Annotated in this window: 16 protein-coding genes; 11 read left to right on the plus strand and 5 right to left on the minus strand. The window is 47.3% G+C overall.

The features are described from left to right. Positions 1 to 9: 9 nt before the first annotated feature. Entirely contained in the window at positions 10 to 1713 is a 1704-nt protein-coding gene (gene hyaB / locus FW758_RS09515; protein WP_006081383.1) for a nickel-dependent hydrogenase large subunit, read from the minus strand. A gap of 3 nt (positions 1714 to 1716) precedes the next feature. Next, a complete protein-coding gene (gene hyaA, locus FW758_RS09520) occupies positions 1717 to 2853 on the minus strand; it encodes a nickel-dependent hydrogenase small subunit (RefSeq protein ID WP_446445252.1) in 1137 nt (378 codons plus the stop codon). A 386-nt stretch (positions 2854 to 3239) separates the two neighbouring features. Here hyaA and FW758_RS09525 point away from each other — a divergent pair, with 386 nt between their 5' ends. From FW758_RS09525 to FW758_RS09570, 10 genes are all read left to right on the plus strand, one after another. Further along, positions 3240 to 3707 carry a TlpA disulfide reductase family protein gene (locus tag FW758_RS09525; protein WP_006081385.1) on the plus strand — a complete coding sequence of 156 codons (468 nt, stop codon included), beginning with the start codon at positions 3240 to 3242 and terminating at the stop codon, positions 3705 to 3707. A gap of 3 nt (positions 3708 to 3710) precedes the next feature. Beyond that, a complete protein-coding gene (locus FW758_RS09530; protein WP_006081386.1) occupies positions 3711 to 3929 on the plus strand; it encodes a DUF4266 domain-containing protein in 219 nt (72 codons plus the stop codon). A 124-nt stretch (positions 3930 to 4053) separates the two neighbouring features. Further along, positions 4054 to 5373, plus strand: coding sequence for a DUF3570 domain-containing protein (locus FW758_RS09535; protein ID WP_446445253.1), 1320 nt, complete (start codon positions 4054 to 4056; stop codon positions 5371 to 5373). Between the two features lie 130 nt (positions 5374 to 5503). Further along, positions 5504 to 6412, plus strand: a complete 909-nt coding sequence (locus tag FW758_RS09540) for an FAD:protein FMN transferase (RefSeq protein ID WP_446445254.1) — start codon at positions 5504 to 5506, stop codon at positions 6410 to 6412. A gap of 34 nt (positions 6413 to 6446) precedes the next feature. Continuing rightward, positions 6447 to 7106: a response regulator transcription factor gene (locus FW758_RS09545; protein WP_006086413.1), complete on the plus strand. Its 660-nt coding sequence runs from the start codon at positions 6447 to 6449 to the stop codon at positions 7104 to 7106. 83 nt (positions 7107 to 7189) lie between these two features. Beyond that, positions 7190 to 8587, plus strand: coding sequence for an ATP-binding protein (locus FW758_RS09550; protein ID WP_446445255.1), 1398 nt, complete (start codon positions 7190 to 7192; stop codon positions 8585 to 8587). 491 nt (positions 8588 to 9078) lie between these two features. Further along, positions 9079 to 10707: a glucan biosynthesis protein G gene (locus tag FW758_RS09555; RefSeq protein ID WP_006081391.1), complete on the plus strand. Its 1629-nt coding sequence runs from the start codon at positions 9079 to 9081 to the stop codon at positions 10705 to 10707. 23 nt (positions 10708 to 10730) lie between these two features. Further along, on the plus strand, positions 10731 to 12914 hold the full coding sequence (gene mdoH, locus FW758_RS09560; protein WP_446445256.1) for a glucans biosynthesis glucosyltransferase MdoH: 2184 nt from the start codon (positions 10731 to 10733) through the stop codon (positions 12912 to 12914). 229 nt (positions 12915 to 13143) lie between these two features. Further along, entirely contained in the window at positions 13144 to 14709 is a 1566-nt protein-coding gene (locus FW758_RS09565) for a L,D-transpeptidase family protein (protein WP_446445257.1), read from the plus strand. A gap of 154 nt (positions 14710 to 14863) precedes the next feature. Beyond that, entirely contained in the window at positions 14864 to 15412 is a 549-nt protein-coding gene (locus FW758_RS09570) for a DUF882 domain-containing protein (protein WP_006081395.1), read from the plus strand. On the opposite strand, the gene FW758_RS09575 is transcribed toward FW758_RS09570, so the two are convergent. Beyond that, a complete protein-coding gene (locus FW758_RS09575; protein WP_006081396.1) occupies positions 15363 to 15797 on the minus strand; it encodes a hypothetical protein in 435 nt (144 codons plus the stop codon). The two genes, FW758_RS09570 and FW758_RS09575, sit on opposite strands and share 50 nt — an antisense overlap. A gap of 303 nt (positions 15798 to 16100) precedes the next feature. Between FW758_RS09575 and rplY the strand changes: the two genes are divergently transcribed. Beyond that, positions 16101 to 16388 (plus strand): 50S ribosomal protein L25, encoded by a 288-nt coding sequence (rplY, locus tag FW758_RS09580; protein ID WP_006081398.1) that lies wholly within the window; start codon positions 16101 to 16103, stop codon positions 16386 to 16388. 169 nt (positions 16389 to 16557) lie between these two features. Here rplY and tamB read toward each other — a convergent pair whose 3' ends face one another. Both tamB and FW758_RS09590 read right to left on the minus strand, forming a co-directional pair. After that, the gene (tamB, locus tag FW758_RS09585; RefSeq protein WP_446445258.1) at positions 16558 to 20601 is read right to left on the minus strand and encodes an autotransporter assembly complex protein TamB; all 4044 of its coding nucleotides are present in this window, start codon (positions 20599 to 20601) and stop codon (positions 16558 to 16560) included. Next, on the minus strand, positions 20598 to 22451 hold the full coding sequence (locus tag FW758_RS09590) for an autotransporter assembly complex protein TamA (RefSeq protein WP_347096428.1): 1854 nt from the start codon (positions 22449 to 22451) through the stop codon (positions 20598 to 20600). Before FW758_RS09590 ends, tamB begins: the two co-directional genes overlap by 4 nt. Positions 22452 to 22563 lie beyond the last annotated feature (112 nt).

The following is a 22563-nucleotide window of genomic DNA, read 5'->3' on the forward strand; positions in this document are numbered from 1 at the left end:
CTCCCTCGATTATTGACCATTGGGGCTGACACGGAACTCGCTCAATGCCTGACCTTTAAAATCCATCACGTGTACAGAACACGCCATGCAAGGGTCAAATGAGTGAATAATGCGTATCACCTCAAGGGGCTTAGTAGGATCTTCCAGTTTCAAGCCAATTAAAGAGGCTTCATAGGGACCCATTTTACCGTTGGCATCCACAGGTCCTGCGTTCCAGGTCGTCGGTACTACGGCTTGATAGTTCTCTATCACTCCATTTTTAATGCGGATCCAGTGGCTTAACATGCCGCGTGGCGCCTCAATCATGGCGTGACCTATGTACTCTTTGCTCGGGTCGATATTGGGTTTCACATAAGTTGATTCATCAGACTGGATATTCGTCAGCAGCGCATCGAAGGTTTTTAATCCTTCTTGGGCGACGATAACTGTCTGTAACATACGGGCTGCGGTGCGACCTAAAGTGGTAAATAGGGCGGCAACGGGTAAGCCAGTGCGAGCGAGCAAGGCATTGACTGAATCCACAACCACTTTGTTACCACGGGCATAACTCACCAATAGGCAGGCTAATGGACCCACTTCAACAGGTTCGCCTTGATAACGGGGGGATTTCACCCAAGAGTATTTGCCATCACCATCCAGCGTTGGCAGCTTGCCGTAGACGGTATCGCGTTCAACAAAACCAGTGTAATTGGGGATGGTGGTACCGTCATAGGGATGCTGCGGCGCATCGGCGCTATACCAAGCATGGCTAACGTCTTCAGCAATCAGATCTGGGTTTACATCGCTGACACCGGCAAGGTCGCCATTCATGATCACGCCTTGATTGAACATGTATTCGCCATTGGCTAACACAAAGTCATCGGTCGCCATGAAGTTTTTCACATTCACGCCGCCCAGCACGCTTGGCTCAGTACCAAAGGCTTCGGCCGCCATCACGATATCCGCTTGATAAGCACGCAGGATAAAGTCAGTCACGGTCGCATGTTTTTGCTTCCATTCCTGCAGGCGAGCAGGGCTTAACATGTCACGCACCGACGTCACACCACCAACAACAACGGATTGTGGATGTGGAGATTTACCGCCAAAGATGGCCAGCATTTCCGCTGCAACACGTTGTACTTCAAGCGCTTTAAGATAGTGAGATAGCGCGATAAGGTTTTGCTCTGGAGTAAATTTATAGGTGCCATTGCCCCAATAAGCGTTGGCGAAGGGGCCTAATTTACCGGTTTCAACAAAGCCTTTGACTCTTTCTTGCACGGCTCTTAAATCACCTTCACCCGCGGCTATGGGCTTGTCTGTGTATTGCAGCGCAACTTGTGCCGCTTTAGCAGGATCGGCGCTCAGTGCAGACACCACATCCACCCAATCTAAGCCGTGTAGATGGTAGAAATGCACAATATGGTCATGCATGTATAAAGAGGTTTGCATTAATGAACGTAAGTATCTTGCGTTCAACGGAATTTGAATTCCCAGAGCGTTCTCAACCGCTTCAGTGCCGCAGCGGTAGTGGGAATAGGTACAGACACCACAGATACGTTGCACAATAAGGCCAACATCCATAGGTGTACGGCCCTTGAGAATGACTTCAATACCGCGCCAGAGTGTGGAGGATGACCAAGCCTTGCTGATGACGTTATTTTCATCAACTTCAACTTCGATACGTAAGTGACCCTCGATACGTGTGATAGGGTCGATAACAACGCGCTTGCTCATGGGTTATTCCTCCAGCGGTTTGGCAAAAATACTGGCAACGGCATGGGCTCCAATGCCCACCACAGTTGCGCCTAAAATCACCGCACCAATAGTATCTGCGGTCGCATCCAATCCATGGAGGAGTTGACGGCCAAGGGGTTTTTCAAAGTCGGCCATGTAATCCCAGAAGTTAGGTTCTGAGCAGCCCATACAACCGTGTCCAGCGAGAACTGGCCAGCTGGTGTGATGGTTAAAGCGCTCGGTAGGGCAGTTGTTGTAGGTGTAAGGACCTTTACAACCGACTTTATACAGGCAGTAGCCTTCTTTCGCGCCGTGATCGCCAAATTCTTCAACGAATTCACCGGCATCAAAGCGGCCGCGACGTTCACAGTTATCGTGTACCCGTGCGCCGTAAGCCCATTTTGGTCTGTTAAACATATCCAGCGCAGGTAATTTGCCGAACATGATGAAGTACATCAAAGTGCCGACTATGTTCTTTTCGCTCGGTGGGCAACCGCCTAAGTTAATGACGGGTTTACTGACCACTTCGTGCACGCCTTTCGCCCCCGTTGGGTTTGGATAGGCAGCTTGCACGCCACCAAACGCCGCACAAGTGCCGACAGAGATAATCGCGGCGGCGCCTTCTGCAGCATGCTTGATGATTTCTAACCCTGTGTGGCCTTTACAGCCCACAGTGAGGAAGCTGCCGTTATTGGCGGTTGGAATCGCCCCTTCAACGGCCAGTAAATAGCGGCCCTTGTAGGTTTCGAGTGCATTTTCGAGGTTTTCTTCGGCTTGCCAACCCGCAGCAGCCATTAAGGTTTCGTGATATTCCAAGGAGATATGATCGAAAATCAGCGAATCTAGATTGGGGGTATCGGTACGAATTAAGGATTCTGAGCAGCCAGTACATTCGGCCATGTGTAACCAGATTAAGGGTACACGGTCAGCTAATTCGGCAGCTTCGGCTACTAAGTTACTGAAAGGGAGCGGCAATGCGAGCATGCTCGTCACCATGGCACTCCACTTCATAAAATCACGGCGGCTAATGCCGTGCTGTTGCATTTTCTCAATCAGCGATTGTTGTTGACGGGGAGCGAATTGGCGTAACGCATCTAAGCGCGCCTTTCCCTGTTCATATAGGGCTGCATGTGTGTCCATGGGTCAACCTTTTTTGTTATTTAAATGTAAATTGGTAAGGGTTTACATAATTGACAGGGTCAGTTTAGGCCGTTGGAGTGTAAAGATTCTTGATGTATATCAATAATTTTCAAGAGATGTGATAGAACTGAATTTGACATTTAATTAACATGACGCAGATCTAATTTCACTTTTCCTAATGGGACAAAATGTCTCATATTTGCCATTTTGGATGAAATCGGTCACTTAATCGGCGCTCATGTTATTAAGGTTGCGCTGTTGAAAATGCCGACCTTAAGTGGGGGGAGTCTGTGCATACGGCTTAATTGGACTTATATCAGCTTGTTTAAGAAAACCTTAAGATTCAGTTAATAGATTCAAAGGTAATCGTTAACGCGGAATATTCTATGAAGAAAATATTGTTGTTACTCAGTTTAATGGCCGCTGGCGTACAAGCCGCGCCGTCGTTGGATCATCAAGTGTTTAACGCGCAAAACCAAGCTGTTTCTCTGAGTGAGTTTAAAGGTAAAGTCGTCTATGTCGATTTTTGGGCCTCTTGGTGTGGGCCTTGCCGTAAATCCTTTCCGTGGATGAATGAGATCCAAAAAAAGTATCAAGATCAAGGTTTGGCCGTCGTGGCAATCAACCTAGATACAGATAACGAGTTAGCCCAAGAATTCTTAAAACAAGTCCCCGCCAATTTTTCAGTGCGTTTCAATCCAGAAGGTGATGTCGCGCGCAGCTTCGATTTGCTGGGTATGCCGAGCAGTTTTATGTTCAATCGCCAAGGTCAGTTAGTGCAGCATCATGTTGGTTTTTATGCCGATAAAGCCGCTGAATACGAGCAAGAGCTCGTCAGTTTACTGAAGGAGTAATTTATGCTTAAACCCGCATTAGTCGCAGTAACACTCATTATAGGTTTGAGTGGTTGTTCAAATTTAGGGGTGCAGCCGTGGGAGAAAGGCCAGTTGGCACGTGCTGATATGGCGCTCGACAGTGAAAAGCTCGATCTGGCACTCGATGATCATATTTATTTTAGTAAAGAAGGCAGTAGCGGCGGTCGCGCCTTTGCCGGTGGTGGATGTGGCTGTAACTAAACTCTCCGTTGGTGTTAGTTGCCCTTAGATGTAACGAATAGATGTGATGAGCAGATGTAATAAAATCTGGGGCGAAATCCCGCGGTATTGAATAGATGAAAGTGACCTACAGGTGTTGTCAGCTATGACCCAAAAAAAGAATCAAATAAATGCAAGACAATCGAAACAGATTGCGGGTGCGTTAGCCTTAGCCAGTTGTGGATTGTTTGCCACAAGTGGCCACGCGACTGAATTATCTAAAAAAGCTGACGACTGGAAGGTCGATGCTGCGTTAATGTATTACGGTGAGCAGGATAGAGTGCAGGCCGTTGAAGCCATAGGTACAGCACAAAAAGCCTTTGGCGATGATAGCATGCTGGATCTCAAACTGGTGGTCGACAGCTTAACCGGTGCCTCGGCTTCGGGCGCTGTGGCCCAAAGTACCAGCCAAACCTTTACTCGTCCTTCGGGCAATGGCCAATACAGTGTGGCAGCGGGCGATACACCCCTTGATGACACGTTCCACGATACCCGCGTTCAAGGCAGCGTTAACTGGGCCCAAGCGCTTAATTCAGACTGGAAAGTCAACGCTGGTGTCTATGGTTCAAAAGAATTCGATTATATGTCAATGGGGCTCAATGCCAGTATTGAGCGCGGTTTTAACAAAGACAACACTACGTTATTTTTAGGCACAGCTTACAGCTTCGATGTGGTCGATCCTGTCGGTGGACGTCCGGTGGATTTATCCTCCATGGCGGTTCGCGATAACTTCGCCAGTGAAGAAGCCTACCGCACCGCATTTGATGCGACTCGTCAAAGTGGCAGTGATAACAAGCAAACGGTCGATGTGATGTTAGGCATCACCCAAGTGCTCAGTCAGCGCTGGTTGTTGCAGGCCAATTACGGCTTATCGAGTGTGAATGGTTATTTAACTGATCCCTACAAAGTGCTCAGTGTGGTGGATAACAATGGCATCACTCAGGATCTCTTGTATGAAAGCCGCCCCGATGCTCGCTTGAAGCATAGCTTCTATGTGATGACTAAAGGCGCGTTGGATGCGGGCGTGGTGGATTTTTCCTATCGTTATAATACCGATGATTGGGATCTCACATCGCACACCTTAGAAACCCATTACCGTTATTACTTTACGGGCAATTTTTACGGTCAATTGCATCTACGTTATTACCAACAAACGGCGGCTAACTTCTATCAACCTTTCTTGATAGCAGATACGCCACTGCCCGAGTTTGCCAGTGCCGATTATCGTATCGGTGATATGTCGGCTTATACGATAGGGATTAAATTTGGTCATCGATTATCGGGCGGTCATGAGATGTCGTATCGTTTAGAGTATTACCAACAGGATCCGAAAAATAACGGCACTACGATCCCCGGAGAGCTGCAAAACTTTGATCTGTTCCCGACGCAGAAGGCAATAACAGCACAGTTTAGTTATTCTTTTTAATACGAAATAATGCTACTGACTCAGATAGCAAGGCGTTGAACTGTATGGGTAGCTTAGCTACCCATACTCAATTTACCCCTGAGCTTATTTAAGCTGAATCCCAGTGGGGTGCCATGTAAAGAGGTGATTTATGATGTCGACATCATCCCTAAAAACCGCACTTTATTCGCTGCAACGCCGTGATTGGGGTTATGTGGGCGAATTTAGGGCCATGGCGAGTCCCTGTGAAATACTCATCGCATGTGATCAACTCGATATTGCCGACGATATGTTGGATATGGCCGTCACTGAGGCGCTGCGTATTGAACATAAGTACAGTCGCTTTATTGCGCAGAATTGTCTGTGGCAATTAAACCATGCCTATGGTCATAAGCAGCTTATTGATGAAGAAACCTGGCAGTTATTGGCTTTTGCCAAACAATGTTTTCAGCTTAGTGATGGATTATTTGATATCTCTGCAGGGCCGTTAATGGAACTGTGGCGCTTTGATCCCAAAGCCCAATTGCCCGAACATGCCCGCATACTTGCCGCTAAAGCCTTAGTGGGGTTTGAGCGTATCGAGTTTGATTCGCGCCATATTGAGATGCCATCGGGAATGAAATTGGATTTTGGCGGCGTTGCTAAGGAATATGCGGTCGATAGAGTCGCCTATGAGTTGGCTGAATGTTATCCAGATATTCCTGTGCTAGTGAATTTTGGTGGCGATATCGCCTGTCCTGTGCCCAAAGTGAACCCATGGCAGGTGGGCATTGAAGATCCTCGCCATCTCGATCGCGCCGCCAGTGTACTGGCGATCAGTCAGGGCGCATTAGCGACCAGCGGCGATACACGGCGCTTTTTTGAAGTCGATGGAATGCGTTACGGCCATATTGTCGATCCGCGTACTGGCTATCCAGTCGTCCAGGTGCCGCGCTCCGTGACTGTGTTAGGGCCAAATTGTGTGACCGCGGGAATGTTGGCGACTATGGCCATGCTACAGGGCCAAGATGCGGAAGCATTTTTACAGCAACAAGATGTTAAGTTTAGTATTTTCCGTTAAGGGTTCTTTTAAAAGGCTCTGTTAAGGACATTGAATGCGTATTATGTTGGTTGAAGACAATGAGTTATTAGCCCAAGGGATTTGCTTAAGTTTGGCAAAGCTGGGCATGCAGGTTGATCACCTTAATAGTTATCAGCAAGCATTACAGGGTGTTAAAAATGAAAGCTTCAGTGCCATAGTGCTCGATCTGGGTTTACCCGACGGTAACGGTAAAGATTTACTCAAGGCATGGCGTCAGCAGGGGGTGTCAATTCCTACCATCGTCCTGACCGCCAATACGGATTTTGACACTAAGCTCGAATGCTTAGACATGGGCGCCGATGATTATCTCGGTAAACCCTTTGATGTACGAGAGCTCGCCGCCCGCATTCGTGCCATCGTCAGACGCCAGTATGGGCTCGATCACAACAGTTTGATTATTGGTGCGCTGTGTATAGATTTAAATACCCGCGAAGTGACTTTTCGCGATCAAAATGTGCTGCTTTCGCGGCGTGAATTCCAGTTATTGCTTGAACTCGCACAATCAGCGGGTCGTGTATTGACGCGCAGCCAACTGGAACAGTTAACCTATGGTTGGGATGAAGTCGGCAGCAATTCGATTGAAGTGCACATCCATCATTTGCGTAAAAAGCTCGCCAATGAGCTGATTAAAACCGTGCGTGGAATCGGCTATACCTTGATTGAAATAAATTAATTCACTGAATTAAGTGACAATACTCACGTTTGTGGGTATTGATACCTCAGTCATTCGCTGAGGGTAAACGTTAGGAAACTGAAGTGATTCGATTAAAGGGGCTGGATGTGTATTCACTGCGTTTGGTACTGACATTATTGATTTTGTCAGGTATTTCAGTGTCCGTTGCTGTCTCTAGCTGGTTGAGTACTCGGGATTCTAAGCATCAAATTGAAGAACTCTTCGATGCGCAAATGCTGCAAACCGCGAAAATGCTGGAGCTGTTTTATCACACTGAGCCAGGTGCGACGCCCCAGAGTACCGCGAGACCGCAAGTGCTCCACGTTCCCGATAGCCAGATCAGTTCCTTTGCCGAAATAGCCGATGCCCTGAAACTCGCTTATGAACATAAATTGGCGTTTCAAATTTGGAGTGAGGCGGGCGAAGCCTTAGTGCTGTCGGACAATATTGGCCATCAACCTATCACTCGATTCGTACAGGGTTATCACAAGAAAGTGTTTGAAGGTGAACTCTGGCATGTGTTCAGTTTTTTCTCGGTTAAAAATCATGTTTGGATTGTCACCGCTCAGCAGGATGAAGTGCGCCAAGAGCTCGTATCGCAAATCATGCACAACGCGGTTATCGTGCCATTGATTGTGGTGCCTTTGACACTACTTATCGTTAGCCTATTGTTTTATCTATTGTTCCGGCCATTAAAAACCTTCGAAAGGGAGTTGATTGGGCGGGCGCCGAACGATCTCACGCCGCTGACTATGTCACTACCGAAAGAGCTCGTACCCGTTCGCCGTGCATTAAACTTATATATCAATAGCATAGCTAGATTCATTGCCCGTGAACGCCGTTTTAGCGCCGATGCCGCCCATGAACTTAAAACACCATTATCTGTGATTAAATTACATCAACACGGTTTAGAGAGCCTGATTGACGATGATCCACAGCAGAAATTTCATCTAGCCGCGATTGATGCTGGCGTGGTGCACATGAGTCATACCGTTGAACAGTTACTGGTGTTAGCGAGGGTGGATTCGATAAATGAGCTCAATGTGTCATCCCACGCTATCTTGCCTATGGTTGAAGATGCGCTTAATCAATTGATGCCACAAATCACCGATTATGAATGGAATATCGATATCGAGCCCCAGCTGACCGTGACTTGCGATCGGTTCTATCTGCTGCTGGTGCTAAAAAATATTATCGAGAATGCCTGCAAATACAGCCCGCAGGAATCAGAAATCTCAGTGTCGGCCCATTCACTGGGTGATGAGATTAGTATCTGTATCGCGGATCGCGGCCAAGGCATGACAGAGGAGCAGATTGCTAATGCCACAGAGCGTTTTTATCGTGTGAATGAAAATGAAGGCATAGGTGCGGGTTTAGGTTTATCTATCTGCCATCACATCATTGAATTGCACCAAGGCCGTTTAGTGATAGCGCCAAGGGAGCAGGGCGGATTATCTGTGACTCTTTTTTTGCCGCAATAGTTCAGAAGTTAACATCTTAAAATAGATCCGCAGTTTAAGTGACATCACCTCAGTGGTTTTGATACATTTGGGTGAGTGTAATTGTGAGTTTGTCTGCTATCTTAGAAATAATTCTTAGGTTTACCAACAGATTGGTTCGCTAATTGCGTTTTTTCATCTAAGATCATCCACACTAAGTTGAGACTTTAAAAAGTCTCATTTTACTTTCAAAAATGTAGCATTTGGATCACTTAACCTGCTTTTGTAACTGTGAAAGCAGAAATATGCATGATAATGTTATTTTTATATTCCTTTTAGGTATAAACTTATTCTCAAATAGTATTGTGTAGAAGGGGTTAACTGCATCTTTATTTATGAGTTTTTTTCTCCTTCTGATATCTTTCGCGATATGTAAGCAACTGTTTTTTTTCGCCCCTAAGCGAGGATGAAAAAAATTCACTGTATACATAAAAAACATTGATTTCTTAGTTTATTTTTTAGGTTACCTATCTATGGTTAGCTTGTTGCGTTGCCCATCGTCCAAACCTTATTCGTCACTCATTTGTTCACTGACGCTAGGCGCTGTTGTCGCCCTGTCTGGTGTCGCGTACGCTGAAGAGACAAAACCCGCCGAGACAGTTCCTGTGGTAACTCCGCCGAAAGTGATTTCTCAGCCCGCTACAAAAAATCAAGTGAGATTCACTAAAACAGGCGCTTTCGATAGCGATACTGTGGTGAAGATTGCAAAACGTTTGGCAGCGAAACCGTATGTGGCCCTTAAAGACCCGTTACCGGCCGGTCTGGCTAAATTGTCATACGATGAATACCGTGATATTCGTTTTAACCCGACTGCGTCTATTTGGCGTGATCAGGGCGTGCCTTTTCAAATGCAAATGTTCCACCGTGGCTTCTATTTCCAAGATCTGATTGAGATTGCGATTGTGGAAGGACAAAATGCAACGCATTTGGCCTACGAGCCTAAGTATTTCACCGCGGGTGAAGTGATTACCCAAGCGTTACCCAATGACGATATTGGCTACTCAGGTTTTCGCATTCATAACCAACTGAATACTAACGGTGTGTTTGACGAACTTATGGTGTTCCAAGGTGCGAGTTATTTCCGCGCTTTAGGTAAAGGTAACGCCTATGGTTTATCTTCACGTGGTTTAGCGTTAAAAACCGCCGATGCCGAAGGGGAAGAATTCCCAATATTTCGCGCTTTCTGGGTTGAACGTCCATACAATGACAGCAACTTGATTGTCGTGCATGCCTTGCTAGATAGCCCAAGTGTGGCGGGTGCTTATACTTTCTCTGTCCGTCCTGGTGATAACACTTTGATTGACGTCGAAGCGACGCTGTTTCCGCGAGTTGAGCTGAGCAAAGTGGGTTTAGCCCCAAGCACAAGCATGTTCCTGCATTCACTCAATGGTCGTCATGATACCGATGACTTTAGACCTGAAGTGCATGATTCTGACGGTTTATTGATGTTAAACGGTCGTGGTGAGCATTTATGGCGTCCATTGGCTAACCCACGTCAATTACAGGTCAGTGCGTTTTCTGACAACTCACCACAGGGTTTTGGTTTGATCCAACGAGAGCGTGATTATGCGTCTTACCAAGATTTAGAAGCACATTATGAACGTCGTCCAAGCCTGTGGATTGAGCCTGTGGGTAACTGGGGCCAAGGTTCTGTGGTGTTGACTGAGATTCCGACTGAGTCTGAAATTCATGACAACATCGTTAGCTACTGGAAACCTCGTCAGCCTATTCCTGCGGGCAGTGAATTCCACTTTGCCTATCGCATGAGCTGGGGTGAAGAACCCGCGGCTAAAGTCGGTGCCGTGCATGTGTCTCGCTCTGCCAGTGGCCGTGCCGATATTGCTAAAGCAACACCAAGACGTTTGTTTGTGGTCGACTATCAAATTGAAGGTCCGATGACAGATGAAATGCCAGTTGCTAAAGTAGAAGCGTCTGGTGGTGTGGTTACCAATGTGGTGATTGCCCGTAATGCAGCCAAAAATGGCTATCGCTTAGCTTTTGAATTAGAGCCAGAAGATAAAGAACTTATCGAACTGCGCGCTGAACTCAAGTTCCCAACTCCTCGTCAGGTTGAAACCTGGCTCTATCGCTGGACGCTGTAAGGTTCATGACGGAGCAACATGATATGACTGTATCCGAAAACTCGGTACTCGAGACGGAAGTCCTCGTGGGTGGTAGTGCTATGCCAAATGAACGGCCTGGCGCTATGGAACCCCAAAATTTAAGTAAGATGCCAGAGGGATTCCCTCGCCGTAGCACAGTGGCGAATGGAGTACGTTCGCGTGCTTCGCGCCGCTTCTTAGTGGTTGGCGGTGCTTTATTACTGTCTTTATTCGCTATTTATGAAATGGGCGCGGTATTTAGTATTGGCGGAATTACGCCACTGGAATATCTCGTGTTGGCGTTATTTGCGGTTAACTTTTGTTGGATCGCCTTAGCGTTCTGTAGTGGTATTGCGGGTTTTTTAATTTTGCTGCGCAAACCACGGGCAAAAGATCTGCAAGTAACTGAGCTGCATACGCGCACTGCGATCTTAATGCCGACCTATAACGAATCCCCAGACAGGGTATTCTCGGCGGTCTCTGTGATGGCAGAAACCTTGTCGCAAACGGGTCATGGTCATGCTTTTGATTGGTTTATCTTAAGTGATACCACAGATCCCGATATCGCCTTGCTCGAAGAGCAGGCGTTTTTGGTGTTACGTCAAGAAACCCATAAACACTCGCGGGTGTATTACCGTCGTCGTCGTAAAAACGTCGCCCGTAAAGCGGGTAACGTGGCAGATTTCTGCCGCCGTTGGGGTTCGCGCTATGATCACTTGTTAGTGCTTGATGCCGACAGCTTAATGGAGTCATCAACCATCACAGGTTTGGCCCAGCGTATGCAGGCCGACCCTGATGCGGGCTTGATCCAAACAATTCCGTCGCTGATCAACGGCACCACTTTAATGGCGCGTTTACAGCAATTTGCGGCGCGTATTTATGGCCCCGTAATTGGTACCGGTTTAGGCTGGTGGGTACAAAAAGAAGGTAACTTCTGGGGCCATAACGCCATTATCCGTACCGAAGCCTTTATGACCGCGGCCGGATTACCCAACCTTAAGGGTAAGCCGCCTTTTGGTGGTCATATCATGAGTCATGACTTTGTTGAAGCGGCCTTGATTCGCCGTGCGGGCTGGAGTGTGGTCATTGCCTATGACTTACCCGGTTCATACGAAGAATGTCCTCCATCAATTATCGACTTAGCGGTACGTGATCGTCGCTGGTGCCAAGGTAACTTGCAGCATTCACGTATTTTGCCGACCAAAGGTCTGCACTGGGTGAGCCGTTTGCATTTACTGACGGGTATCATGGCCTACTTATCATCACCTTTCTGGTTGATGTTGATTTTGACCGGTTTGATGTTAGCCCTGCAGGCACACTTTATTCGACCTGAATATTTCACCGATCAATTTTCACTGTTCCCCACTTGGCCCATCATGGACTCGGATAGGGCATTGAGATTGTTCTACATTACTATGGGCGTCTTGTTCGGCCCTAAAGTATTTGGTGTCTTGTTGCTGCTTAAAGACGGCGAGTTTGCTCGCAGTGTTGGCGGCCGGCTTAAAGCGATATTCAGTGTGATCTTTGAGGTCATACTCTCAGCACTTATCGCACCTATCATGATGTTCATTCATTGCGGTGCCGTGATGTCAATTCTAATGGGCCGCGACAGTGGTTGGTCGCCGCAACGTCGTGATGACGGCAGTATGCCGTGGATGACGTTAATCTATCGTCACCGTTGGCATATGCTGGCGGGTGTTATGTTAGGTTATGCAGCTATTTTGGATTCTCTGACCTTGTTAGCTTGGATGAGTCCAGCCTTGATTGGTCTGTGGATTGCCGTGCCTATTTCAGCATGGACGGGTTCTGTTAAAATCGGCGAAGTGTTCAAGCGTGCGGGTATTCTTGCGACACCTGAAGAGCGTAATCCTGCAAAGATTTGCTTGCAAGCACATGAAGCCCGTGCCGCTTACCAAAAACACATCGCTGAGCCTTGGACATTGGCACAGGTACTTAAAGATCCTGCGTTGATGGAGCTGCATTTGGCTATGGTGGATAAACAGCCATTGCGTGCTGCGGGGACTCCGATTGAAGCGATGGAAGCCATAGTGCATGTGAAAGTGCATGAAGCTCGCTGCCAACAGAGTGCATTAGCAGTACTGAATCGCCAAGAAATGGCGATGGTGTTAGCGAATCCTTTGATGTTACGTAGCCTGCAGAAATTACCAGAGCAGTTTGTTGAAGAAGATCTGGTGTCTTTTTGTTAACGAATATCTAACGCACAGCGAACCAACATTAGCGCAGCATTTGCTCGCAAATGAGTTTGGTTGTAATTATTAGAAAATGCCACTGACGACCTCAGTGGTATTTTTCTTTTCATAATCTGCAGTTTGCCCCTAGTAATTAACTGATCCCCATGAAATAGTCGTATGACAGTATTATTGACTGACATGATCGCTGGCTTTCAAGTGACCTTAAATAACGAAAGGAGTATTTATGGTATTGCACAAGATCATCCAGTATTTCCCCCGCTTTGTACGCGCATCGCAAATTAAGCCAATGCCCATGAGGCGCAGTTTAGGACTGTTAGTGCTGAGTGTTATTGTCTGTTTTCCTATCACGTCAGTGGCAATGGCTACCGATGATACTCAAGCCATTTCATCGAATCCCAGCATTGGTGCACAGCAAGACATGCTGCAGCTAAACAGTGTGCAACCAAGCACTGAGAGTAAAGCCGATGAGCCCGATGCAGCCTTGCCACTTACGGCATTAGTGCCGCAGGTGTTGCTGCTGGATCTTGCGGGCGTTAATCCTATTTTTGGTCTGCATTATCGCGAATTAACATTATCACCAAATACCTTATCGGCGGCCGATGTGGCGCGGGTTCAAGCTGATGTGACGCGCTACTGGCGTTATATCAAGACCTTTGCGCAGTGTAATAACGGCGCACCTGTAGACACAGTATCAACCGTTATTCCAACGGATCTCCACTATCAAAGGGTGCTAAAACAAGTCGCCCATTTAGTGCAATTGGATGCCACTGAACCTTGGGAAACCTTAGTGCTGGATGAAAAGTTAACGGTCGGAATGAGTCATCCATTCGTTGATACTATAGCTAAACGTTTGTGGCTTTTGGGTGACTTAGCCATTGAGCCAACGACGAACCTTGTCTATAGCGAAGAATTGGTGGTCGGTGTTAAGCGTTTCCAACACAGGCATGGGTTAAAACAAGACGGGGTGATTGGTAAGCAGACCTTGTATTGGCTGAATCAATCGCCAAAGGTGAGGGCAGTCTTACTGGCTAAAAATACGATTCGGCAACGAGTGTTTGAACGTAAGTTGGAGCTAAGCTACTTGCTGATTAACGTGCCCGCCTTTGAGATGATCTTAGTCGATAATGGCACCACAGTGCTCAATTCCAAAGTGATTGTGGGCAAATCTTCTCGGCAAACCCCGCTGCTGGATAGCCAGATTTCCAGCGTGGTCCTCAATCCCAGTTGGCGAGTGCCGAGCAGCATTCTACGCCGAGATATCCTGCCGCAGATTCGGCGAAATGGTCATTATCTTAATGAACGCCAATTTGATGTGTACGACTATAACGGCCAACTAGTGCAACACATGCCAGAAGAATGGCAGGACTTAGCCAGCACTTCGTTTCCCTACCAGCTAGTGCAACGCCCAGGGGCGAAGAATGCATTAGGCAAATATAAGTTCCACTTTGATAACAGTTTCAGTGTCTATTTACATGGCACTTCTGAGCCAAGTCTCTTTAATAAGGACGATAGGGCACTATCATCAGGCTGTATTCGGATTGAAAAAGTCACTGAATTAGCCCAGTGGTTTAAAGAACATTTAGTTAAATATAAGCGTTTATGGGACAAATTAGCCCCAGATGTAACGGAGCCCCAGTGGTTTTCACTTTCTCAAAAGCTGCCAGTGCATCTGGTGTATTGGACTGCATGGCTGGATGACAGTGGGCAAGAGCAATACCGTAGCGACATTTACCATTTAGAAGCTGAGTTGACGAATGCCGTACCCGCCACGGTTTTAGATCTCAATTAAGATTTTGGCACCATAAAGCTGAGTAAGATAACAAATTGAACTCACAGGGCATTTTAAAATCGTGGGCAGAATGGGGTTGGCAAAACTTGATCTTAGGGCTTATTCAGTATAATTTGCTTGATTAGTGACCAAAAAGCATACAAAAGGTGATCATGTGACTTTGATATGTCCTGCCCGTAGGCAGTTATTGTTAGGCCTGAGTGGTGTGGCATTATGTTCTCTTATTCCATCAAAAGCAGCAGCCAGTCGTTCAACCAAAGGGATCCGCGAGTTAAGTTTGTTTAATCGCCATACCGGTGAGCGCGATGACGGTAGTTACTGGGTTGATGGTCATTATCAAAGCAAGGTATTAAACGATTTTAATCATTTACTGCGGGACCATCGCCAGAATGTGGCGGCGCCCATGGATAAACGTTTATTCGATTTGCTCTATTCCCTTAAAACGACTTTGAATGTCGACGATGAAATCCATGTGATTTCTGGTTACCGTTCACCTAAAACCAATGCCATGCTTGCGAGCCACAGTGGCGGTGTCGCAAAAAAGAGTTACCACATGCGCGGCATGGCTATGGATATCGCGATCCCAAGCGTTAAGCTTAAAACCCTCAGAGAAGCGGCTTTATCACTAAAACTGGGTGGAGTGGGCTATTATCCTAACTCTGGCTTTGTGCATGTCGATTGTGGGCCGGTACGACACTGGTAGCGTGAATAATTTGTTGCTGAACTCGTTGATAGAATCCTTGCTCTAGGGCTTGAGATTCTGTCAGGTAATGCCTCAGCAGCGGAATGAATTGCTGGTTGAGTTTGTTCATTTCCCTATGCTGTTGCCAATCACAGATCAATAAACTCAAATGTTGTGAGAATTGATACTGTCTTTGCCTTTGTAACTCAATGTCGACCGACTCAATGACCTGCATGAGTAAAATCAAGCTGCGGTTTTTCTGTTGGGTGCAGGCAAGCAATTCTAAAAATTTTAATTCGAGGGTATTTTGCTGGTAAGGAACGGTTTCGATAAGCGAGACTAGTTCACGGGCCAGTTGGCATGAAAGTCTGTTTTCTTGTTGTAACTGGTATAGCGCATGACGCATTTTTTGACACAGCAGTTATCGAAATTTGCCCGAGCTTATCAGGCTTCTCAATTTCCCAGTGTGATCTAGATCTCGTGTTTTTTGTTTGAGATCAAAGCCTTTCCCCAGCTGTAACAGCCTAGATACAAGTTCTTCAATTTGATAAATTGCTACCTGTTTTACTAACGCAGCGGCGGACAAATTGATGGGTTGCGGGATTCTTGTGCGCCTTGGGTATCTATGTTAGTATTCGCGCGCTTTATATGAGCCGTCATTGGTCGAAAATGCCGGCAACTTTTTACTCTAAATTTAAGTGAGAAACACATGTCTTACACTATCCAAGCACAAACCCGCACTGAAATAGGGAAAGGTTCGAGCCGCCGCCTACGCCATGCTGGTAAAGTACCTGCTGTTATTTATGGCCAAGGCAAAGAGCCAGTTTCTATTGTTTTTGATCACAAAGATATCATCAACATTCAAGCTAACGCTGATTTCTACACTTCAACTTTGACTATCGTTGTTGATGGCAAAGAAGTGGGTGTACGTGCACAAGCTATGCAACGCCACGTGTTCAAACCACTTATTGAACATGTTGACTTCGTTTACGCTTAATTGTCGTAGCTGAAGCAAAAAAGCGCCTAAGGGCGCTTTTTTTGTGGCTGATTTTCACGCGACTGATTTTCATCTGATGGATCGGCGTGACTCATTTTATTGCGGCCTAATACTTATCATATACAGGCAGAGTGTATCGACATTCCACCTGAATTTGAGTCTGACCTTGCTACTTGATATTGAAGTTGTAATAGATATCAAGGGATTGGCCTAAGGTACCTGAGACTGTTTCAAGATAAAGCTGCGAGAGCAGGTAATATCTGACTGTCATCTCATAGCCAGGGTTAAACACGCCCACCCCGTATTTCACCATCAAGTTCTCGCCGATAAAGCCACTGATCGCCACACGGCCCTCATCGTTGGTGTCGAGTTGTACGTTAGAGAAACCAAACTCTTCAATCAATCCGGTCGCGGTATTCCCTATGTTGTTAATTGCGCCGCCGCCCACCTGCGAGCTTAAACCTAAGGCTGCGCCCATCATCAATGAGTTATTTTGCTCATTGTTGGCACTGTTAAAACCACTGCCTTTGATAATGTAAGACAAGATCTCGGCCTGCTCTTTGGCAGGATTAGAGAACAGGGTCACCACAGGGCGAGCGGGAGTGCCTGTGACGCGCACACCCGCGACTAAGTCTTCACTCTTAATCTCGCGTATTGCCTCAATATTCAGGTTAGGCACTGAAGTCGGCCCCACAAACTGCACTTCACCAGTACGGATCCTCAGGGTTTGACCCATAAACCGGTAACTACCCTGATTAACTCTAATATTACCGAAGAGCAAAGGCGGACGGAACGCTTGCTGTTGCAGTTTTAAGGTTCCTTGGAGCCTACCTGTGAGGCCCATGCCATCAATCCTGAGTTCGTTGCCCACACTGATATTCAGATCGGCCACGATTGCATAGGGGCTGGTTTTAGGTTGCGTGGCGGCAATGGAGTCATCAAATACCACGTCATCAGATGTGGCGATACCACCTTCCGCTAATGGCACAATTTTAATGTTGCCAGAAGGAACGGCTATTTTGCCCTTCACCGTTAATTGTTTACTGTTGAAGGTTAAATTGATGTCGGGTGAAACATCAAGGATAGCCAGTGGCGGTTGGATCACGGCGAGTTTGTCACCTTCAAGGGCTAATTCACCGCTAAATTGACCTTGTGGCCATTGCAGCTGGCCAGTCACTCGACCCAAGCCATTGCCCATCATCCAGCGACCCTTGAGCTCGGCTTGTTGACCCGCGAACGACATTGACATATCAATTTTGTCGATTAGCGTCGGGTTTGCCGTCAGGGCTAAGGAGCCCTCCGTTAAGGCCATGCTTCCCGATACTTCTGGCGCCTCTAGACTGCCCGCAAAGTTAAGCTGACTGGTCAGCAAGCCTTGTACTGTATTGAGTTGCGGGAAAAATTCTCCCAGTGGTTGTAAGTTGATTTGCTTGATATTGGCAAAACCTGAGAGCGTGCGGTCTGGGGTGACATTGACGTTGATCTCACTCTGCCAACTGGCCACACCTTCAGATTCAAAATTTAATACTGTTGCAAGCCGTTTAGCATCTAAGGTCGCCAGCAATGACAGATGTTGGTAATTAATGGTGACTTCACGATTCTTATCCCGCTTGAGCATGATACTGCCAGGGGCAAAATCAAAGTTCACATCGGCAGTGGGTTTACGACCCGCAGCCCAAGCAAAATTAGCTAACAATGAGGCAGGACCATCCCAGCGCATATTCGTTGGCAATATCGGCACGAGTAATTGCCCCGGATTTCCTGAGTAGCTCACCTGCGCGCTGCCTTTTTTGCCGATTGTCGTCTCGCTGTTTAGGCAGATGCGGCTGTTCGGGTTCATGAGGCAAAACGGCGTGATGCTGCCCTGATTCTTGTTTTGATCCCAAGCGAGATTAATGGCGTTATCGAGCTGCCATAGGCCAACGGGGGTGTTGAGATTTAGACGTTCGACATCGAGCCGTAGTCGCGACTTTTTCTCATCGTATTGGCTACTCACTGTGGTATCGAGGCCAAGATCGCCCGTGGCATTCAGGGTCAGCTTTTGAGCGTCAATAGTGCCTTTCGCCCCGAGTGTCACTGTATCTATATTCTGATCCGCAATCTGTAAGGCTTTTGATTTCAGCGAGATAGCAAATTCATGTTGGTCTAGCGGCTTGTAATAGGCCTTTAAGTTGGATTCCCGCAGTTTAATGTTTTGATAAAACAGTTCAGCGAGTTGGGCAGTGAGTTCAACTTGAGGGTGCTTCTCATCCCCTGTGACATTAATTTGCGCCTGCAATTGGCCGCTGGCCTTAGGCAACCACAGACCGAAGTCGGGCACTTGCAGCTCACCCTGTAGATCCCAGTTGGCGTTGGCTTCGCCTTTGAGTGCCAGAGTCGAGCCCAGTACTTTGGCGTTCAGCCCCTTAGAACTGACATACAGGGAATCATTCACACTGATATTCCCTGTGATATCGAAGGGATAACCTTGCAGGGTGCCCGTGAGCTCAGTGTCGTTCAGGGAGACTTGCCAGCGAGGATCAGCAAATGAGCCTTGAGTGCGTAATTTTCCTGAAATCAAACTGTCCGGTAGACCGGTTGCAGCTTGTGCCGTATCCGTTTGTGGCAGTTGTACTTCCTGCAGTTTTACGTCATTTAGCCAGAGATTGGCGTTCCAGCGAATGGCCTTTTGATAATCGAGTTCGCCCGTGAGCTTGACCTGACCAATCGCGCCCGTTGCATCAAGATTATTAATGGTTAACTTCGCATCTTGATGCTGAAGGCTAGTGTCTATGGCGAGTACTTTGTGGAACGGCGTCGTCAGCTGGCCTTTAAGGCTCGCCTCTTGACGATTGAGATCGCCTTGGCTTTCCAGTGCCACATCGCTGACCAAGTACTCAGGGCTTTTTAGCGGCCACTGCAGCCGTGTCTGTTCAAGTTTCACCTTGTAGGGCAGGTTAGGATCGCGAAGTGTTATCTGCCCATCTAGCGTGAAGTCTGCATCGCCCTTGGCGACAGCGTTCACCTGCAATTGCCCTAAGCTTTGGCTCAGCTTTACATCTAGTGCTTGGTGACTCAGCTCAGGTAATTCGGCTAATTGGTTAAGGATGAGGTTGGCTTCTAAATCGAGTGGATAATCGTTATCGAGCGTTAAACTGCCTGTGATATCCGCGCTGCCATCTGTATGGCTGATGGCGAGATGATCTAAGGTCAATTGATATTCGCGGAAACGACCTTGCAGCTCGGCATGGCTAAAGACATCTTTACGATCGCCGATTTGCAGCGTGGTGTTATCAAGCGTGAGGGCATTAACCGTCACAGGAAAAGGCATAAACACTTGTGGTAAGTGCGCTAGAGCCCATTCAGCACTACTGTCTTTTGCTGGCTTGTCTTTTGCCGGCGAGTTGGCCGATGGTTCAGGCGTTACATTGGCTGTTGTGCTGGCTGTGCTGGCTGTGCTGGCCGCTGCGTTGGGTGTCGTACTCGCGGCTATGTCGGCGTTAGAAGCCGTCGTTGTCGCTGCTTGGTTCGTTTGTGCGGCATCGGTTGATGTGGGGATCAGCACGAACAATCCTTCACTGGAAAGCTGTTTAACCGACAAGCCTTCGGCAAACCACTTTGCCTCTGCGTTAAGGCGATTGGCCGTAAATTGCATCTCATCCACTTGGATATTCACAGCGTTGAGTTCCGCGGAATCTAACTCAATATCAAAGGGTAATTGCAGCTCGCTGGGCTCTTCATCGAGCGGCACTATCGGGGTTTCGTTTGTGTCGGCAGACAGGGCTAAAGTATCAATAGTCACATCGACTTTGGCCGCAGATAAGCCATTCACACATAAACGTTTTTGTAGTAAACAGGCGGGTTGCCACAGTAAATGCAGATCCTCAAGTTGCACCTTGATGCCAGCCATAGACCAAGCCGCATGGGACAGGGCTAAGTCTTTATTAATGGAGCCTGAGGTGTAAGTGAGATCAAGATCGGGCACAAACTGATCGGCTAAGCCCACTGTGATGCGCGAGCCAAACTCAGTGCCGAGTAATAGGGCGATTAACACTAAAAGCCCTAATGGCACATAGATGATAATCCGAGTCCAGAGTTTGAACTGTCGCCACAGTTTTTGAATGAATGACACCGATTGTGTGACAGAACTCGCAATGGCTTCAGTGACTTCCGTGATGGGACTGTCTACGGCGTCTTGTTCGGGTGGCTTATTATGTTCTGGGGGCTGGCTCATAGATCTGTCCCCATGGTCAGGTGAATTCGCCATGATCTTTCAATGGTATCGGTTTCTTTCAATCCAACCCCTAAATCCAGTTTGATTGGGCCAATGGGGGAGATCCAATGGATACCGCCACCGACTGAGACAACAGGTTCAAATTGATTATTATCGAAGGCGTTACCCGCATCGATAAAGGTACCGACCCGCCAAGTGGGGGTCACGTAATATTGATATTCTAAACTGCCGACCATTAAATAGCGGCCACCTATGACCTCGCGATTGGTCTTGCCATCATCGGCGACATAATCTAAATAGGGGCCCAATTCTTGATAACCATAACCCCGCACACTCTGATCGCCACCGGCAAAATAGCGCAGCGAAGGCGGAATAGAGGCCAGATCATTTTCGTTGGCTAAGTTGGCGGCTAAATCGATACGCGCGACAATTCTGTGGTTGTCGAAGAAGGTATCAATCCATTTAAATTTTGCCTGTAGGCGCGCCAAACGGGTTTCTGAGCCCAAATAGGGATCGGCATAATCTAGGCTGTAAATCTGCCTAAAACCGGACTTAGGATCGAGTGAATTATCCCCACGCGTTGTTCGCGAAAAGTTAATCCCAGCCAAATAAAACGACGGCATATAATCGACATCAGACTGGGTATATTCTTCGCGAATAGCCTCAAGCGAATAACTCATTAGCCATTGGTTTTCGAGTCTTTGTTGGCGTAATAGCCCAAGAAGATATTTAGTCGACTCAAGCTGACCTGTGTTACTAAAATCGCGATTCTCGGCGTCATACACTTGGGTCACACCGTATTTGTCCCGTAGTAAACCGACGCGAATTTTTAATTGATCATCTAAGGGATGTGTCAAGGGGATAGTATAAGTGGTTAATAACTTTGGTCTATCTGGAGACCATTCGAGGCTGGTTTCCTGTGAGTGACCGTATTTATTGATTTGTGGCGTCCGCCAAGTCACGCGCACTCTTGGATCGAAAGCTTGATCCGTCTTGCCAATATCACCACCAAAACCGAGCTCAATGGCGTGGCTTGCCTTAGGGGTTAATTCCACCAGCACAGGAATATGACTCTCTTCGACACCGTCGATTTGCGGGATCACTTTAATATTGGCGAAATAGCCTGTGTCTAATAACTGGCGATTCAACGCGCCCACACGGCGAGTCGAGTAGGAAGCGCCTTCTTTAAAGGGGATAAGTTTTTCTAAAATTTCAGGTTCTAAAGTATGGCCTTCGAAGCTGACTTGGCCAAATTTATAACGTTTGCCTGAGTCAAAATGCAAACTTACCTGCGCGGTATTGATGTCGCGGTTAACTTTAATCTGTGATTCCGTAAATTCGCCATCGAAGTAGCCTCGGGCCAGAGCTAAGGCGATCAGTTGCGATTTTACGTCGCTATACACACCGTGGTTTAGCACATCGCCAGGCTTAAGGTTGACCTTTGCCAGCCATTGATCGAAGGCGCGATCATCGAGCATTTCGCCACTGAAGTTAATATCGACCCACTGCACTATGGTTGGCTCGCCGGCAGTGATCACCAGTTTTAGTTCCCACGGTCCCTTGTCATGTTCCGTCAGTTTTTCTTCCACTTCGCCATGATAGTAACCCATGGATTCTAAGGCTGTGCTGACATTGTCATCGACATTAAACAGAAAGGCACGGCGCTGCACCTCGGATTCGGGTAAGGTGCCTAAGTGCGCAACTATGTTACGTTGCAGAGCTTCATTCACGCCTGTGACAGATAATTTAATAAATTCATCTGCCGCCGCAGCGACGGATGTGACTGAAATCAGACTCAGAAATAAGCAAAAACGAAAGTAATGTGAGGTGATTTGCAAAAATGGCTGCACTTTATAGTCCCTGTGATGTGGCATCATTGTCGCCAGAATAAAACCAACAGGCAAGGAGATGATTGAAATTACACGATGAAATGGGTACAAAGGACGCTACTTTTTAAGGGGA

The organism is Shewanella sp. 1180_01 (assembly GCF_052850535.1).